Below are 16,371 nucleotides of genomic sequence, written 5' to 3'. Positions count from 1 at the left end.
AGAAATACAAAAAAGTTATTAGTTGATTTCATATAATCAACTAATAACTTTTTAGATTTAAGGGGCTGTTTTGTTACAGCCCCTTTGTTATTCCTCATACATAGGTGGTTTTTCTGGTTCAACAATCATTGTTTGATGAGTGTTAAAAATCACAAATCCTAAAGGTGATTTAGGTGCTTTTTTGATATTTTTTATATATGTATAGTCTACAGGAACCTTTGATGAATGACGGGCCTTGCTAAAATAGGCAGCATATTTTGCTACTTGTGAAATGAGCATATCATCAGGTTCATGATTCGTACGTAAAATAAGATGGGAACCTTGAATATCCTGTGTATGAAACCACAGATCATTTGGTTTTGCAAAACGATGAGTTAAGTATTCATTTTGCTGGTTATTTCGTCCGATATAAAGTTCGCCTTCTGGGATTTCAAGATGAATGTAATTCGATTTTCCCAATTTATAGGAGAGAGGTTTTTTAGATTTCTTAATAATGCCTGCATCCATACATTCATGGCGTATTTCTTCTAGTGATTCTCTAGTTGTGGCTAAAGATAAACTGTATAAGATTGTTCTATAATATTCTAATTTTATCGTACTTTGGTCTAGTTGGTATTGGCCACTAATAATTCGATTCTTTAATTTTGTATATAGTTTGTAATACCATTGTCCATTTTCCACAATGGTCAATTCAGGTTTTAAGGGAATTGTTATAGTTTCTGCTGATTCTGAAAGTAAATTTTGTACGTCAATAGAAGATTGATAGTGAGCTTGTATATGACTATTAATCATCAAAAGATCACCATATAATTTATAGGTTTCCATCTTTTTAGTATCATCTAGTTCATCTTTAATCTTTTTGTGACGTAACTCTTCTTTTTTTATAGCATTAGCTATAATACGTTCCAATTCCTTGTCAGTCGTATGAATTGAACCAGTGTCAGCGATAGACTGTTCTATTGCTTTTGAGATGGTTGGATACGTTTCTATTAATGTACAATCCGTTTCCATTGGAAATGGCATATATATTTTTTTACCATTTTCATTTTTATAGACATATAATTGATTAGCGTTTAATATTTTTTCTTTTAAAGTTTCTAGAGCCCCTGATAATTTTTGAATTGCATCATCTGATAAGGCTTTTAGTTCTTCGGTGCCATCTAAATTAGATAATGTTAGAACATAATCTAATAGTGATTTACCAAATCCATTAAAGAGAGAGCGTATAGTATTAGTGACTGTACCAGATCCAAAGGATGTAAGAAGATTTTTTATTTCTTCCTCATTAAAATCTAGTAAAGATACACGATTAGAATTAGGTGGTAATTCATATGCCATCTTAGGACCTACTGAACGTTCTCTGTTCATTAATGGTGATACATGAATAATAGATTCTAAAATTATATCATTTTGCACAAAGATACAGTTAGAATATTTCCCCATAAGTTCAATATATATCGATGTTGAGGTGATGGAACCATCCATTTCAAGTTTATCAATATGGATACAGAGGATACGATCTCCGTTAATTTGTTCTACAGATGTAATACGACTGCCCTCTATATGTTTGCGAAGAAACATACATAATGAACTAGGTTCTTTGGGTAAATCTTGGATAGGTTTACATATATATATTGCGGGATTGGCACCTACAGTTATCATCAGATTTACGTCTTGATTAGCATTACGTACTTTAAAAAGTAATGAGTGTTTATCTACTTGATAAAGTTTTTGTATTTGTCCACTCTGTAGGCTTTCATTTAATTCTCTTGCCAATACAGACATGGTTAATCCATCTAAATTCATGGTGATCCTTTCATTTGGTAACTCACAATGTATAGTTTAGTATAACATAGATAATTAATAGATATCTTTAAAATTCGTGATACAATATATAAAAAGGAGGTTCTTCCATGAATAGCATGACGGGATTTGGGCGAGCAACTCAAATTGTAGATGGTTTACAATGTATCATAGAAATTAAATCTGTTAATTCTAGATTTTTAGATCTCAACATACGAAGTCCTAAACAAGTTAATTCTGTAGAGCATAGTATCCGTAAATGTATACAAAAAACCATACATCGAGGTAAAGTTGATGTGTTTGTAACATTGCAGGATATAGCGGATAGAGAAAAACAGTTCATAATAAATAGTTCTTTAAAACATCAAATTCAAGACTTACTGGTATCAGAAGGATTTTATAGGGAGCCTCAAGAGGTACCTTTATCAGCAGTGATGGCCATATCCAATGATTGGGTACAAATCCAAGATTCTGAAGTTACAGAAGATGTACTTCAGTCTTTAGTTACTGATACTACAACTAATGCACTTAATGCATTAGTCAGTATGCGACAATCTGAGGGAATCCATATTCAACAAGATTTGTTACACCGGCTTTCACAAATGACAAATATTATAGAAGACATTAACAGTCATAAAGCCGATGCTGTTATTGCTTATAAAGAAAATTTGCGAACTAAAATGATGGACTATGTGGAAGGTCTTGATATTACTGCCAATGAAGATCGTTTACTACAAGAAGTTGCTATTATGGCTGACAAAACTGATATTACGGAAGAGATTGTCCGATTTAGGTCTCATGTGGTACAATTAACAAATACACTTAAGATGGATGAACCGATTGGTCGTAAGTTAGATTTTATCATTCAAGAGATGAATCGTGAGGTTAATACGATTGGCTCAAAAGCGATGGATATAACACTGACAGACCATGTGGTACAATTGAAATGTGAATTAGAAAAAGTTAGAGAACAAGTACAGAATATTGAGTAAGGAGGTCTATTTATGAGTATCCAATTACTAAACATTGGTTTTGGTAATATGGTTTCTGCTAATCGCGTTATAGCTATTATTAGTCCTGAATCTGCACCTATTAAACGCATGGTTCAAGATGCAAGAGATAAAAGTCTCCTCATAGATGCAACCTATGGACGTAAAACTCGGGCTGTGCTCGTTATGGATAGTGGGCAAATCGTTTTGTCAGCTATTCAACCTGAAACGGTGGCACATCGAATTGTGCAACACGAAGTCGATGAAGATACTGTAGAAGCTTAGGAGTTAATATGGCAGATCGAGGTTTATTAATTGTTATCTCCGGCCCATCTGGTGCAGGCAAGGGAACGATTTGTTCTAATATACGAGGTGAAATGCCTAATCTTGTATATTCTGTATCTATGACCACACGTGAACCGCGGGTTGGAGAAAAGGAAGGAATTAATTATTTCTTCCGCACAAAAGAAGAATTTGAATCATTATTGTCAGAAGATGCATTTTTAGAGTATGCTAAGGTATATGATAATTATTATGGCACGCCAAAACAACATGTGATGAATTTGTTGGATGAAGGGAAGAGTGTACTTCTTGAAATCGATATTCAAGGTGCTATGCAAGTTAAAGAGCGATTTAGTGATGCCGTATTTATTTATATTGTGCCACCGTCTTTAACCGAATTATCTGAACGTCTTCATAATCGAGGAACTGATGCAAAAGAGGTTATCGATAAGCGTTTATCATTGGCATGTTCTGAGTTAGCATTAGCTCATCGTTATGATTATATTGTGGTCAATGATGATTTAGAGGATGCGTCTTTAAAGGTTGCTTCTATATTGCGTGCTGAAGCTTGTAAAATCAGTCGTAATAAAGAGCAAATTCAATATATTTATAAGCAATATCAAGAGTCTAAGGAGAAGTGATAGTATGATGGTAAAACCTCCATTGAAAGCATTGGAAAAACGTGTAGATAGTAAATATACATTGGTAACGCTAGCAGCTAAACGCGCTCGCGAGTTGACCGATGGTGAAGAATGTCTTGCTACAGATATTCATAATACAGATAAACCTGTATCTTTAGCATTCTATGAGATTGCTGAAGGTGAAGTAACATATAAACGCACTAAAGAAGGTATTAAATAATTTTACTCAAAATTCCTTGTACATTTTGTACAAGGAATTTTTAAAAGGAGAATTATGAAAGGGAAACATATTATCGTAGGTGTTTCAGCAGGTATTGCTGCATATAAAGCAATTGAAGTGGTAAGTCGTTTGCGAAAAGCTGGGGCAGAGGTCAAAGTAGTAATGACGAAAAATGCTACTCATATTGCGACACCTATGACATTTGGTGAAATTAGTGGTCATCCTGTAGCTGTTGATATGTGGGAAGAAATCCACGATTGGAATGTAGAACATATTGCTCTTGCAACCTGGGCTGATGCCTATATTGTGGTACCAGCTACAGCTAATGTAATTGGTAAAATACGAGCTGGTATTGCCGATGATATGCTCACTACAACAATTATGGCAACGCCAGCACCTAAATTTTTATGTCCTGCCATGAATACAGAGATGTTCAATAATCCTATTGTACAGAGAAATTTAAAGGATTTATCATCTTTGGGATACCATATTATGCAACCCGATGCTGGTTGGCTAGCTTGTGGCGTAACAGGTGTGGGTAGACTACCAGCACCAGAAGAGATTGTTAATTGGTTGACAGAAGAATTACATTCTCTAGATGGGACTGGTAAATTAGCTGGTAAGACTATTCTTGTTACAGCTGGTGGGACACAAGAAAATATTGACCCTGTTAGATATATAGGTAACAGATCTAGTGGGAAGATGGGATATGCCATTGCGGCTGCTGCTGTTAAGGAAAAGGCTCGCGTAATTCTAGTGAGTGCCCCTACATCATTAGAAATTCCTAAAGGTGTTGAATATGTGCCTGTAGATTCTGCGGAATCTATGCAGGAGGCTGTTAATTCCTATTACGAATCAACAGATGTGGTTATAATGGCTGCTGCTGTTTCAGATTTTAGGGTGGCTAATAAAGCGCCTCAAAAAATCAAAAAAATGGAATCTATGACTTTAGAGCTCGTAAAGAATCCAGATATACTTAAAGAACTGGGAGAGCATAAAACCCATCAATTACTGGTTGGTTTTGCTGCAGAAACAGAACATGTTGTAGATTACGGCATGGATAAAGTACGTCGCAAAAACCTTGATATGTTAGTAGCTAATGATGTAAGCAAATCAAATGCTGGGTTTAATGTAGATACGAATGAAGGCTATTTTTTATATCCTAATAAAGAGCCTAAAATAATGCCAAATATGCAAAAATCAGAATTAGCTAGATACATTATTGGAGAAGTTATTGAATTGTTAGCTGTAAAATAGCTTATGTAATGTTGTCTATAGTTTGTAGGTGTAGTCGCATTACCATTGGCTATGGCGTTTGCTATAGCTAGTGGTGTTACACCGCAAGCTGGTATATATACTGCATTTATATCGAAAATTTGAAAGCGCATTACATAAGGCTGAACAGGATTTAGCGTTACATAAAGTGGATTAACTTGATTTTTCTACAAAAATGGTATACAATTTATATCATAATTTAACTCATCAAGAGTAGTGGAGGGAAAGGCCCGTTGAAGCTACAGCAACCCTTTTTAAAAGAAGGTGCTAATTCCAACAGTCATGGACTGATAGATGGGTCTCCCTCATGAGAGACCATGAGGGATTTTTTTATTATAGGAGGCAAAAATGGCAGAAAAACATATGTTTTTTACTTCTGAATCCGTTACGGAAGGCCATCCAGATAAAATAGCTGACCAAATTTCTGATGCTGTTTTGGATGCGATTATTGAAAAAGATCCAAAGGCTCGTGTAGCTTGTGAAACACTTGTGACTACAGGTTTAGTCCATGTCGTAGGGGAAATCTCTACAAGTATATATGTTGATATTCCTCGTGTAGTACGTGATACAATTCGAGAAATTGGTTATACTCGTGCAAAATATGGTTTCGATTGTGACACTTGTGGTGTGTTAGTATCTATTGATGAACAATCTGCAGATATCGCTATGGGTGTAGACGAAGCATTAGAATCTAAAGATGGTAATAGCGAAATCAATGATAAAATTGGCGCTGGTGACCAAGGCATGATGTTTGGTTACGCAACAAACGAAACACCTGAATATATGCCTATGCCAATTTCTTTAGCACATCGTTTATCCCGTCGTTTAGCAGAAGTTCGTAAGAACGGCACATTAACATATCTTCGTCCAGATGGTAAAACACAAGTTACTGTAGAATATGTTGACAATCAACCTAAACGTATTGATACAATCGTTATTTCTACGCAACATAGCCCAGAAGTAACACAAGAGCAAATTAAAAATGATTTGAAACGCTATGTTATCGATGCAGCACTTCCTGCAGAATTCATCGATGAAAACACTAAATTCTTCATTAATCCTACAGGTCGTTTCGTTATCGGCGGTCCTCATGGTGATGCTGGTTTAACAGGTCGTAAAATCATCGTTGATACGTATGGTGGTATGGCTCGTCATGGTGGCGGTGCTTTCTCTGGTAAGGATCCTTCCAAGGTTGACCGTTCCGCAGCATATGCAGCTCGTTACGTAGCTAAAAATGTTGTAGCTGCAGGTCTCGCAGATAAATGCGAAGTACAAGTAGCGTATGCGATTGGTGTTGCAAAACCTGTATCCATTTTAGTTGATACATTTGGTACTGCTAAGATTGCAGAAGAAAAAATTCAAGAATTAGTAAGCAAACATTTCGACTTGCGCCCAGCAGGTATCATTGAAATGCTTGATTTATTAAAGCCTCATTATCGTAAGACGGCTGCGTATGGTCATTTTGGTAGAACTGATGTTGATCTTCCATGGGAACGTACTGATAAAGCTGATATTTTACGTCACGAAGCTGGCTTATAATAGTAAAGACTTAGTAGACTTGTCTACTAAGTCTTTTTTTATCTCCTCTAGGATATGTTATAATAATTAGATTAGAGGAGGTGAACTAATGCGCGTAGCAAGTATTATTATTAATAGACCTGCCAAACAATTACATAAACCGTTAAGCTATTTGTTACCAGAGAAATTTGGTGATGTGAAAGCCGGGACTCGTGTATTAGTTCCCTTAGGTGGTAGTCGTGAAGAGGGCATCGTTATTGGGTATGAAGAACTATTAGAGAAACCAACATTTACTTTGCGTTCTATAATAGATATTCTTGATAGTGATCCTTGGTTTACTCGGGAAATGATGGATACGGCACAGAAAATTAGTCGTTATTTTTTGTGTTCCTTTGGAGATGCTTTACGTCTTTTTACTGTGCATAAAACATTAAAATCTTACGATGCACCAAAAGAAGAATGGCTCGTTGTAACGCCAGAGTTTAAGATTGATCAATTAAGTCCTAAGAAGCGCAAGCAGCGTGAGTTGGCTAACTATCTCATCGACGTAGGTGGGGCTCCTAAATCTTTATTAAGAGCCAAAGGCTATTCTTATATGGTTATTAAACAGGTCAGTGAAGAGCATGGCATTCATATTGAAGAACGCTTTAAAGATACAAAAACTTCTTTTACCGAATTGCTGAGTGGTGAAGAAACAATTCCGTTAACTGAAGCACAACAAATTGTATATGAACCGATTAAGCAGATGATGGACCTTGAATCGTATAATACATTCCTTTTGCATGGTGTAACTGGTAGTGGTAAAACACAAATTTATTTAAAAGCTGCTGCTCGTTGTATAGGAAAAGGTAAAACCGCCATTATTCTGGTTCCTGAAATTATATTAACCGATCAGATTGTTCGTCGTTTTGTTTCTACCTTTGGTGATGAAGTTGTTGTTTTCCATAGTAAACTAACCATTAGTGAGCGAAATAATAACTGGGAACGTATACGAAGGAAGGATAGCCATATCATTATTGGCGCTCGTTCTGCCGTTTTCGCGCCTGCTGAAGATATTGGGCTTATTGTATTAGATGAAGAACATGATACGTCCTATAAACAGGAAGATATGATTCGTTATAATGCAAAAAATGTTGCATTATGGAGAGGTATGGCTCATGATTGTCCTGTTATTTTAGGCTCTGCTACACCTGCTATCACATCGTATTACAAGGCTTTACAAGGACAATATAAGCTTTTAGAGTTGCCAACCCGTATCTTTGATCAACCGATGCCAAATGTTCAAATTGTAGATATGAAAGAAGAAATGATTCGTGGCAACTACTCGGTGTTCTCCGATGCTATGACACATCTTATTGAGCGTACATTAGCGGATGGAAATCAGATGATTATTCTTTTAAATCGTCGTGGCTACAGCACATTTGTCATGTGTCGTGATTGTGGTGAAACGATTATGTGTCCTCATTGTGAGGTTGCTATGGTGTACCATCAAGCCGGTGAAGAGTTGCGGTGTCACTATTGTGAGCACCATGAACCAATTCCTTCAGTATGCCCTAAATGTCATAGTAAAAGAATTAAATTCTTTGGTTCTGGCACACAAAAAGTTGAAGAAGAATTACGCCGACATTTTAAAGGCGCTCGTATTGCGCGTTTAGATCAAGATGTAACTAAGCATAAAGATATGGGCGAAGAAATTCTTCAAGATTTTGGTAACCATAAATATGATATTTTATTAGGGACCCAAATGGTTTCTAAAGGGCATGATTTTAAGGATGTAACAGCTGTAGGTATATTGACAGCTGATTCTGTCTTAAATATACCTGTTTATTCAGCATCTGAACGTGCATTTGATCTACTAACGCAAACATCAGGAAGAGCGGGTCGTGGTGATAAGGTTGGCAGTGTTGTTATACAAACATATAATCCTTTAAATTATGCTATAATAAAGAGTAAGGCTCATGATTATTTGGGCTTTTACAATGAAGAAATAGTAAATCGTAAGGACTTAGGGTATCCACCATTTCGCGAAATGATTTATATGGTTATAAGACATGGGAAGGAAGAAATGGCTGAATCGATTGCTCAAAAAATTGTAGATGATTTGGAAACAAATTTTAAATCACCATCGATTGATGTTAATGGTCCTTATGAAGCAGGCATTAAAAAGATTCGCGATATGTATCGTTTATCGATTATGATTCGCGGAGAAAATTTAGATGCCGTAAAAGATTATATATATAATTCTTGGATTTTTACACAAGAAGGTCTACTTATCGATGTAGACCCTATTTGATAAGAGGAGTATATGGCAGTACTTGAAGTAGTAAAAGCGGGACATCCCATATTAAAAGAGGTTGCAGAACCTGTAGAACATGTAAATAAAAAAATGCGTGCTTTAATAGAAGATATGGCCGACACAATGTATAAAACGGAAGGTGTTGGATTGGCAGCACCGCAGGTTAATGTATCCAAACGTATTATAGTTGTTGATGATCATGCTGGTAGTGGATTAATAGCGCTTATCAACCCTGAAATTATTCATGGTGAAGGAAGCCAAATTGGGCTAGAAGGCTGTTTAAGTGTACCAGGTTATTTCGGAGATGTGGAACGTTTTGAAAAGGTTACCGTAAAAGGTATCGATCCACATAATAAAAAAGTTATGATTAAAGCTGAAGGTTTTTTGGCTAGAATTTTTCAACATGAAATAGATCATTTAGAAGGTCATTTATTTATTGAAAAAGCTACAAACTTACGCCGTATTGCAGATCATCCGGAGGAAAAGGAAATTGTCTAACAATAATCCATTACGCATAGTATTTATGGGCACGCCAGATTTTTCTGTTCCTACGTTACGCGCATTAGTTGAGGCTGGTCACTCTATAGTAGGTGTATATTGCCAACCCGATAAACAAAAGGGACGTGGCAAGCAGATTCAAATGCCACCAGTTAAAGAAGCTGCGTTATCTTTGGATTTGCCCGTGTATCAACCTATAACATTACGTGATGATGCTGTTCAAAAGGAATTGATTGATCTTGCACCAGACGTTATCGTCGTAATTGCTTACGGTAAGATTTTACCACCATGGCTTATTCGTTTGCCTAAATATGGATGTATTAATATCCATGCATCTATATTGCCAAAATATAGGGGGGCAGCACCTATCCATTATGCTATTTTAAATGGTGATACTAAAACAGGGGTTACCATTATGCATATGGATGATGGTTTAGATACAGGAGATATTATCGATATTGCAGAAATTGATATACTTCCAAACGAAACAACAGGCGCTTTATTTGAGCGCATTGCTGAATTAGGGGCTCGCACTATTTCTCCTGTATTAGATAAATGGGTGAAAGGTGAAATTACAGCCACTCCTCAAGATGACGCTTTAGCAAGCCATACTTCTAAGATTACAAAAGAAATGGGGCTTATTGATTGGCATCAACCGGCACATAAGATTGTCAACTTGATTCGTGGTTTAAATCCTGCACCTGGATGTTATTCTTTCTTACAGGGGAAACGGTTAAAGATTTGGTCTGCTCAAATGGTTGAGATTACATCTGTAAACAATAAGATGGCCACAATTTTTGTAAATAACAATGAGATTCCTGTAGAATTTGCACCTCCTGGAACTATAGTGCATTCAGCAAAGGGACTTGTTGTATCGACTGGTGATCAAGGTTTTATTCTCCTTATAGAGGTACAACCAGAAAATAAAAAGCGTATTAGTGCTCAAGATTTTATTAATGGTCATCAAATTAAAGGTGGTATTGCATTTGACGAAGTGTAATATATCTTACAAAAGATACCCATTATATTTAAAATTATCGGCTCTATCCTGTTTATTCATTTCAATAATCATCGGCTTCTCAATGTATATAGTTTGGCCTGGATTAGAAAGAATATCATACAACTTAGCTTTTATTAGTGAAAGTATCGGTGGACTCTTAATATTAGGTATTTGGGGACTTTGGTTTGTTCTAGCTATTGCCTCTCTAGGTTTTAGATATATTCATCCTATAGTTTTACGAATAGCTAATCGATTTATTTATTTACTTTTCCCATTATCATTAGGGCTAGGAAAGGCTTTCATAGGCATACAAAAAGATGAATTACGTCAAGCTATGATTGATTTAATTAATCATCTAGTGGTTATGAATTTATATAAAGTACCTCCTGAACGCATTCTTCTATTAACACCTCATTGTCTTCAAGAGAACACTTGTATTCATAAGGTGACACATGATGTATACAACTGTAAGCAATGTGGTCGCTGTCAGGTAGGAGGGTTATTGAAAATCGCAAAGGAATATGGTTGTCAATTTATAGTTGTCACTGGTGGTACATTGGCTCGTATGAAGGTTAAAGAAGCGAAACCTAAAGCGATTATTGCTATAGCTTGTGAACGAGATCTTGCAAGTGGCATGGCTGATGTATTTCCTATTCCTGTTATCGGAGTATTAAATGAACGCCCTAATGGACCTTGTTGTAATACGACTGTTGATATTAACAAGGTACGAGATGCTGTAGAGTTACTGATTGATAAGGATAACTATGAACGAAATTGCTAAAAACGGACAAAAACAGAATATACGATTATTGGCTGTAAAGGCATTATCTGATATCAATCGTAAGGGCGCCTATGCTAATATTGTTTTACAGGACTATATCTCAAAATATAATCTAACTGACTTAGACAGACGCTTCTTTACAGAACTTGTATACGGTGTGGTGCGTAGACGCAATTATTTAGATGCTATTATCGTACATTTTGCCAAACGTCCTATAAAAAAATTGTCCTCTATGGTGGTAGAAATTTTACGACTAGGTATATATCAGATTATCTATATGGATAAGGTACCGGAAAGTGCAGCAGTTAATGAATCAGTTAAATTAGCGAAGAAATTAACACGAGGTCTATCTGGCTTCGTAAATGCCATATTGAGATCCGTTATACGAGAACAAGATAGTATTGGTATTGAAGACTTAGCAGCTAATGATATAGAAGCTATTTCTTTCATTTACAATATTCCTCTTTGGCTTATCAATTTATGGATAAGTGAGTTTGGTCGTGACAAAACAGAAGATTTATGTGCATGGTTTAATGAACAGCCTAAATTGACGGCACGTATTAACACGATTCTTATTGATATTCCACAATGTTTAACTATGTTAAATGATCAAGGCTGGGCTGTTACACAGGATTCTAATTACGAGGATATTATTTATATTAATAGCCATCGTGGTAGCCTTGAAAAATCTGAGGCATTTATAAAAGGTTATATTACATTTATGGATAAGGCATCTATGCTAGTAGCACGTCTCGTAAATCCGCAACCTGGTGAGCGTATATTAGATTGCTGTGCTGCTCCAGGTGGTAAATCTATGTACATGGCAACTTTAATGAATAATGTAGGTTCATTAATGAGTTGTGATATACATGAACATAAGATTGAACTTATGAATTCAAATGCTGACCGATTGGGTGCTTCTATTGTGCATACAAAAGTACAGGATGCTACAAAATTACCAGATTCATGGAATTCGTATTTTGATCGTGTGCTCGTAGATGCACCTTGCTCTGGGTTAGGCATACTTCAAAAGAAACTAGATATGCGTTGGCGAAAACAGGAATCGATACTTAGAGAATTACCACCATTACAGTTAGCGATTTTAGAACGCGCTGCTATGACTGTTAAGGAAAAAGGATATTTAATATATTCCACTTGTACATTAAACTACAAGGAAAACGAAGAGGTAGTTGAATCATTTTTACAGAAACATAAGGAGTTTTCTATTATTCCTGTGGCGGATGATTTCCCACTTAAGTCAAATAGTGGTATGATTACAACATATCCACCAACAGATGATATGGATGGTTTCTTTATGGTTAAAATGCAACGTATTTCTTAACTAAGTTGTTAGCTTTGAATGGGAGCACTCATGATTGAATTGTTGGGTAAATCGTTGGTTGAATTGCAAGCGTTATTTGAGGAACATAAAATTCAAAAATTTCGTGCAAAACAATTGATTGATTACATATATCATCGTCATATTTTTGTATTTCAAGATATGACACAATTCCCTAAGACCTTGAGAGATTGGTTGGATTCTAATTGCATAATATCGATTCCTAAAGTGATTACTCAATCTGTATCACCTGACGGAAAAACACAGAAATTATTATTGGAACTTATTGATCACAGCAGAATTGAAGCCGTTCTAATGGAGCAACATTATGGCAATTCTGTATGTGTTTCCTCCCAAGTTGGATGCGCTATGGGCTGTGTTTTTTGCGCATCTACACAAGGGGGATTATTTAGAGACTTATCGGTTTCTGAAATTGTAGGTCAAGTTGTTCTCTTTAGTGCCTTAAAACAAGAAGATATTCACTCTTTAGTTGTCATGGGTGCTGGTGAACCATTACAAAATTATGACAATGTATTGCAGGCGTTAAAACTTATTCACGACCCTATGACATTTGATATTAGTTATAGAAAAATGACTATTTCTACCTGTGGTTGGGTTCCTAATATTTATAACTTGGCAGATGAGGATCTTCCGATTACATTAGCGTTATCTTTACATGCTACAACAGATGAAACACGTCGTAAGATTATGCCTGTTGGATCTCGATACAAATTAGACGAGGTTTTAGATGCTGTAAAATATTATTATGAAAAAACACAGCGACGTATAACATTTGAATATATTTTAATAGATTCAATTAATGTATCGTTAGAGGAAGCTCATGAGTTAGGAAACATTGGCAAGGCATTTCCTAATTGTCATGTCAATCTTATTCCTGTAAATGGGAATGAACATATTAATTTGTATAAACCTTCTAGTAAACATATGAACATATTTAAGGATATTGTCGCTTCTTATGGTGTTTCTGTTACAATTCGTAAAGAAATGGGCGATGCTATTCAAGCCGCATGTGGACAATTAAAAGTAGCCCACGGTCGGAAAGAGGAGATTCATGAATAATATCGTAGGTTTAAGTAAAATTGGATTAGTCAGAAAACAGAATGAAGATCGCTTTTTTATTAGTGATAATATTTGTGCTGTTACTGACGGCATGGGAGGCTATAGAGGCGGAGAAATCGCCAGCACCTATGCTGTTGATGAAATAAAAGAATATTTACAATCTACTCCTACCATTAATGAAACGTCCTTAGTTGATGCTATATTACATGCGAATACACGCATAGTTAATCGTGTGGCACGAGAGGAACGGCTTAGTGGAATGGGAACTACTGCTGTTGTGGTTGCTAAGGTAGATGATAATCTACTTTGGGCTAGTGTCGGCGACAGTAGACTCTATATTTATAGAAATGATGAATTGACGCAAATTACCACGGATCACTCTATGGTTCAACAGTTATTAGATGCTGGTGAAATTACAAAAGAAGAGATGATTGTACACCCGCAACGTAATTTATTAACTAGAGCCGTCGGTGTTGAAGAAGATTTACATGTCGATAGTGGTACACTACCTGTAAAATCCGGTGATCGAATTCTATTATGTACAGATGGATTATCTGGGTATATTAGCGATGAAAGAATACGAGAAGTATTACATCATATTGATGATAATACAGAGGTATTAAATACATTGATTGCTGATGTATATGATGCTGGTGCCGGTGATAATGTTACCATTATAGTAGGAACTATCTAATCTAGATATGGAGAGTTATAAATATTATGAAGATTAAAGATACATTGCTGGATAATCGCTATCGTATCCTGACCAAGATTGGTGTTGGCGGAATGGCCGACGTATATAAAGGTGAAGATACTTTATTAGGCCGTCCAGTAGCCATAAAAATTTTACATTCAAACTTTGCTAGTGACGATGAATTTGTAAGTCGATTTAAACGAGAAGCGCAGGCTGCAGGCAAGTTAAATCACCCTAATATCGTGAATATGTATGATGTAGGCTATGATCAAGGCATGCATTATATCATTATGGAATATGTAGACGGAGAAACACTTAAAGAATATATTACCCGTCATCATCGATTATCCATTGACGAAGCTGTTAAGATTACTATTGCTATCGGTGAGGGCTTAGAACATGCCCATGCAATGGGAATTGTTCATTGCGATATCAAACCACATAATGTAATTATTACAAATACAGGTCGTGTAAAGGTGACTGATTTTGGTATTGCACGTGCTATGAATACCACTAACACTGTTATGTACACAAATTCTATAATGGGGTCTGCTCATTATCTTTCACCAGAACAAGCTAGTGGAAAACCTGTCGATGGAAATACAGATATTTATTCCTTAGGTGTCGTTTTATATGAAATGTTAACTGGCAAGGTTCCTTTTGAAGGGGAAACACCAATTGCAGTAGCATTAAAACATGTACGAGAAAAGGTCATTCCACCTACAAGATATAATCCTTCTATACCACCATTGTTAGAAGCGGTTGTGATGAAAGCATTAGCTAAAAATCCTACTGATCGATTTGATTCCATATCTGAAATGATGGGGGACTTACGTTTATCTCAAGGCTTTACAATGGGAAAAACACAACGTCATGAACCATACGATTTTGCGACACAAATGATTCCGGCTGTAGATCCAGATACATTAGATGATTTCAGTGATATCGATGATCCTACGCCTAATGAGGAAAAAAAGAAATCTATGCTTAGTAAGATTGCATCTATACCACAAAAATATATAGTTCTTGGTGCTGCCGTTATTTTCTTGATTGCATTTTTAGGTGCATTCTTGAGTTATGGTAATTTTTGGAGTAATACCACTGTTGATGTACCAAATGTAGTAGGTAAACAAGTCTCTGTGGCCAAAAATATTTTGGAAGATAAACACTTACGAGTATCGACAAGTGAGGTAACTAATACAGATGTTCCAGCAGGACAAGTTATTTCTCAAAGCCCTGGTGCTGGGGAAAAAGTTAAGGAACAGCGTACTATACATTTAGTCGTATCTAAAGGTGTTGGTGATATTACAGTTCCTGATCTTTCTGGTTTGACTGTAGATCAAGCACGTCAACGTCTTAAAGATTTAGGCTTAGTTGTGGGTAAAATCACACAAGGATCTGTTGAAGGAAAACCTGATAATGTTATAGTTGCACAAAGTCCTTCTGGTGATTCCAAGGTATCCAAAGGCACTACTGTTGATTTAGTTGTAAATAAAGCACAAGCTAAGAAGGTTAAAATGCCAGATCTCGTTGGTATGACCTTGAAAGATGCTCGCCAAGTATTGAGCTCTAACAATATTGGTGTTAATCAGATTGCTGGTTCAGTAGATGATAAATCAATTGTTACAGAACAAAGTATAAAAGCTGGTGAAGAGGTTTCTGAAGGTAGTAGCTTGAACTTAGCTACTGAATTAAAGGGAGATTCTTCCAAAAAAGACGACTCTAAGCAAAGCTCTTCTAATAGAACGAAAGGGACTGTAGATATAACTGTACCGTCTGGTTCTAAAAATCAAGAAGTCAAAATTGTCGTAAAGGATGATGATGGATCTTCCGTTATATACGATGATACAAATAAACCTGGTGACCGTATCGTAAAAAATGTATCTGGTGTGGGCAATGTTCGAATACAGGTGTACCTAAATGGTGCATTAGTTCAAGATACTGCGTTGTAGAGG

15 protein-coding genes, 1 pseudogene and 1 riboswitch are annotated in these 16,371 nt (G+C 36.1%); of the genes and pseudogenes, 15 read left to right on the top strand and 1 reads right to left on the bottom strand.

The features are described 5' to 3' along the window. Nucleotides 1–87: 87 nt before the first annotated feature. Entirely contained in the window at nucleotides 88–1,806 is a 1,719-nt protein-coding gene (locus tag O3598_RS01485; protein WP_371451480.1) for an Rqc2 family fibronectin-binding protein, read from the bottom strand. 107 nt (nucleotides 1,807–1,913) lie between these two features. Between O3598_RS01485 and O3598_RS01480 the strand changes: the two genes are divergently transcribed. The 15 genes and pseudogenes from O3598_RS01480 to pknB all read left to right on the top strand — a co-directional run bounded on the left by O3598_RS01480 (nucleotide 1,914) and on the right by pknB (nucleotide 16,368). After that, the gene (locus O3598_RS01480; protein WP_156931196.1) at nucleotides 1,914–2,795 is read left to right on the top strand and encodes a YicC/YloC family endoribonuclease; all 882 of its coding nucleotides are present in this window, start codon (nucleotides 1,914–1,916) and stop codon (nucleotides 2,793–2,795) included. A gap of 12 nt (nucleotides 2,796–2,807) precedes the next feature. Further along, entirely contained in the window at nucleotides 2,808–3,077 is a 270-nt protein-coding gene (gene remA, locus O3598_RS01475) for an extracellular matrix/biofilm regulator RemA (protein WP_005379012.1), read from the top strand. 8 nt (nucleotides 3,078–3,085) lie between these two features. Next, nucleotides 3,086–3,715 carry a guanylate kinase gene (gmk, locus tag O3598_RS01470; RefSeq protein WP_005378959.1) on the top strand — a complete coding sequence of 210 codons (630 nt, stop codon included), beginning with the start codon at nucleotides 3,086–3,088 and terminating at the stop codon, nucleotides 3,713–3,715. Between the two features lie 4 nt (nucleotides 3,716–3,719). Continuing rightward, nucleotides 3,720–3,935, top strand: coding sequence for a DNA-directed RNA polymerase subunit omega (gene rpoZ / locus O3598_RS01465; RefSeq protein ID WP_005378818.1), 216 nt, complete (start codon nucleotides 3,720–3,722; stop codon nucleotides 3,933–3,935). Between the two features lie 54 nt (nucleotides 3,936–3,989). Beyond that, complete coding sequence (coaBC, locus tag O3598_RS01460; protein ID WP_038123555.1) at nucleotides 3,990–5,192, top strand: bifunctional phosphopantothenoylcysteine decarboxylase/phosphopantothenate--cysteine ligase CoaBC; 1,203 nt, start codon at nucleotides 3,990–3,992, stop codon at nucleotides 5,190–5,192. A gap of 36 nt (nucleotides 5,193–5,228) precedes the next feature. Further along, a pseudogene (locus O3598_RS01455) lies at nucleotides 5,229–5,315 on the top strand (SulP family inorganic anion transporter); the annotation flags it as partial. Nucleotides 5,316–5,411: 96 nt separating this feature from the next. Then, a riboswitch (SAM riboswitch) is annotated at nucleotides 5,412–5,511 on the top strand. 47 nt (nucleotides 5,512–5,558) lie between these two features. Continuing rightward, nucleotides 5,559–6,749: a methionine adenosyltransferase gene (metK, locus tag O3598_RS01450; protein WP_227041141.1), complete on the top strand. Its 1,191-nt coding sequence runs from the start codon at nucleotides 5,559–5,561 to the stop codon at nucleotides 6,747–6,749. Between the two features lie 88 nt (nucleotides 6,750–6,837). Next, on the top strand, nucleotides 6,838–9,021 hold the full coding sequence (priA, locus tag O3598_RS01445; protein WP_156931198.1) for a replication restart helicase PriA: 2,184 nt from the start codon (nucleotides 6,838–6,840) through the stop codon (nucleotides 9,019–9,021). 12 nt (nucleotides 9,022–9,033) lie between these two features. Further along, nucleotides 9,034–9,522 (top strand): peptide deformylase, encoded by a 489-nt coding sequence (def, locus tag O3598_RS01440; protein ID WP_005378942.1) that lies wholly within the window; start codon nucleotides 9,034–9,036, stop codon nucleotides 9,520–9,522. Beyond that, nucleotides 9,515–10,522 (top strand): methionyl-tRNA formyltransferase, encoded by a 1,008-nt coding sequence (gene fmt, locus O3598_RS01435; RefSeq protein ID WP_156931199.1) that lies wholly within the window; start codon nucleotides 9,515–9,517, stop codon nucleotides 10,520–10,522. Before def ends, fmt begins: the two co-directional genes overlap by 8 nt. After that, the gene (locus tag O3598_RS01430) at nucleotides 10,479–11,303 is read left to right on the top strand and encodes a DUF116 domain-containing protein (RefSeq protein WP_038148018.1); all 825 of its coding nucleotides are present in this window, start codon (nucleotides 10,479–10,481) and stop codon (nucleotides 11,301–11,303) included. The genes fmt and O3598_RS01430 overlap by 44 nt, the downstream gene beginning before the upstream one ends. Beyond that, nucleotides 11,287–12,645, top strand: a complete 1,359-nt coding sequence (gene rsmB / locus O3598_RS01425; RefSeq protein ID WP_156931200.1) for a 16S rRNA (cytosine(967)-C(5))-methyltransferase RsmB — start codon at nucleotides 11,287–11,289, stop codon at nucleotides 12,643–12,645. Before O3598_RS01430 ends, rsmB begins: the two co-directional genes overlap by 17 nt. A 30-nt stretch (nucleotides 12,646–12,675) precedes the next feature. Beyond that, entirely contained in the window at nucleotides 12,676–13,722 is a 1,047-nt protein-coding gene (gene rlmN / locus O3598_RS01420) for a dual-specificity RNA methyltransferase RlmN (protein WP_156931201.1), read from the top strand. After that, a complete protein-coding gene (locus O3598_RS01415; RefSeq protein WP_005378761.1) occupies nucleotides 13,715–14,416 on the top strand; it encodes a Stp1/IreP family PP2C-type Ser/Thr phosphatase in 702 nt (233 codons plus the stop codon). Before rlmN ends, O3598_RS01415 begins: the two co-directional genes overlap by 8 nt. Before the next feature lie 26 nt (nucleotides 14,417–14,442). After that, the gene (gene pknB, locus O3598_RS01410) at nucleotides 14,443–16,368 is read left to right on the top strand and encodes a Stk1 family PASTA domain-containing Ser/Thr kinase (protein WP_156931202.1); all 1,926 of its coding nucleotides are present in this window, start codon (nucleotides 14,443–14,445) and stop codon (nucleotides 16,366–16,368) included. The last annotated feature ends 3 nt before the right edge of the window (nucleotides 16,369–16,371 follow it).

Origin of the sequence: Veillonella atypica (assembly GCF_041431435.1) — a bacterium.
Taxonomy (GTDB): Bacteria; Bacillota; Negativicutes; order Veillonellales; family Veillonellaceae; genus Veillonella; species Veillonella atypica.
This window is presented reverse-complemented; position numbering and strand designations above follow the sequence as displayed.

Bases quoted from the DNA above. Each gene is read 5' to 3' on its own strand.
- priA (WP_156931198.1), top strand. From the start codon at position 6,838: ATGCGCGTAGCAAGTATTATTATTAATAGACCTGCCAAACAATTACAT.
- rsmB (WP_156931200.1), top strand. From the start codon at position 11,287: ATGAACGAAATTGCTAAAAACGGACAAAAACAGAATATACGATTATTG.
- metK (WP_227041141.1), top strand. From the start codon at position 5,559: ATGGCAGAAAAACATATGTTTTTTACTTCTGAATCCGTTACGGAAGGC.
- remA (WP_005379012.1), top strand. From the start codon at position 2,808: ATGAGTATCCAATTACTAAACATTGGTTTTGGTAATATGGTTTCTGCT.
- O3598_RS01430 (WP_038148018.1), top strand. From the start codon at position 10,479: ATGGTCATCAAATTAAAGGTGGTATTGCATTTGACGAAGTGTAATATA.
- O3598_RS01480 (WP_156931196.1), top strand. From the start codon at position 1,914: ATGAATAGCATGACGGGATTTGGGCGAGCAACTCAAATTGTAGATGGT.
- O3598_RS01415 (WP_005378761.1), top strand. From the start codon at position 13,715: ATGAATAATATCGTAGGTTTAAGTAAAATTGGATTAGTCAGAAAACAG.
- O3598_RS01485 (WP_371451480.1), bottom strand. From the start codon at position 1,806: ATGAATTTAGATGGATTAACCATGTCTGTATTGGCAAGAGAATTAAAT.
- rlmN (WP_156931201.1), top strand. From the start codon at position 12,676: ATGATTGAATTGTTGGGTAAATCGTTGGTTGAATTGCAAGCGTTATTT.
- def (WP_005378942.1), top strand. From the start codon at position 9,034: ATGGCAGTACTTGAAGTAGTAAAAGCGGGACATCCCATATTAAAAGAG.
- coaBC (WP_038123555.1), top strand. From the start codon at position 3,990: ATGAAAGGGAAACATATTATCGTAGGTGTTTCAGCAGGTATTGCTGCA.
- gmk (WP_005378959.1), top strand. From the start codon at position 3,086: ATGGCAGATCGAGGTTTATTAATTGTTATCTCCGGCCCATCTGGTGCA.
- pknB (WP_156931202.1), top strand. From the start codon at position 14,443: ATGAAGATTAAAGATACATTGCTGGATAATCGCTATCGTATCCTGACC.
- rpoZ (WP_005378818.1), top strand. From the start codon at position 3,720: ATGATGGTAAAACCTCCATTGAAAGCATTGGAAAAACGTGTAGATAGT.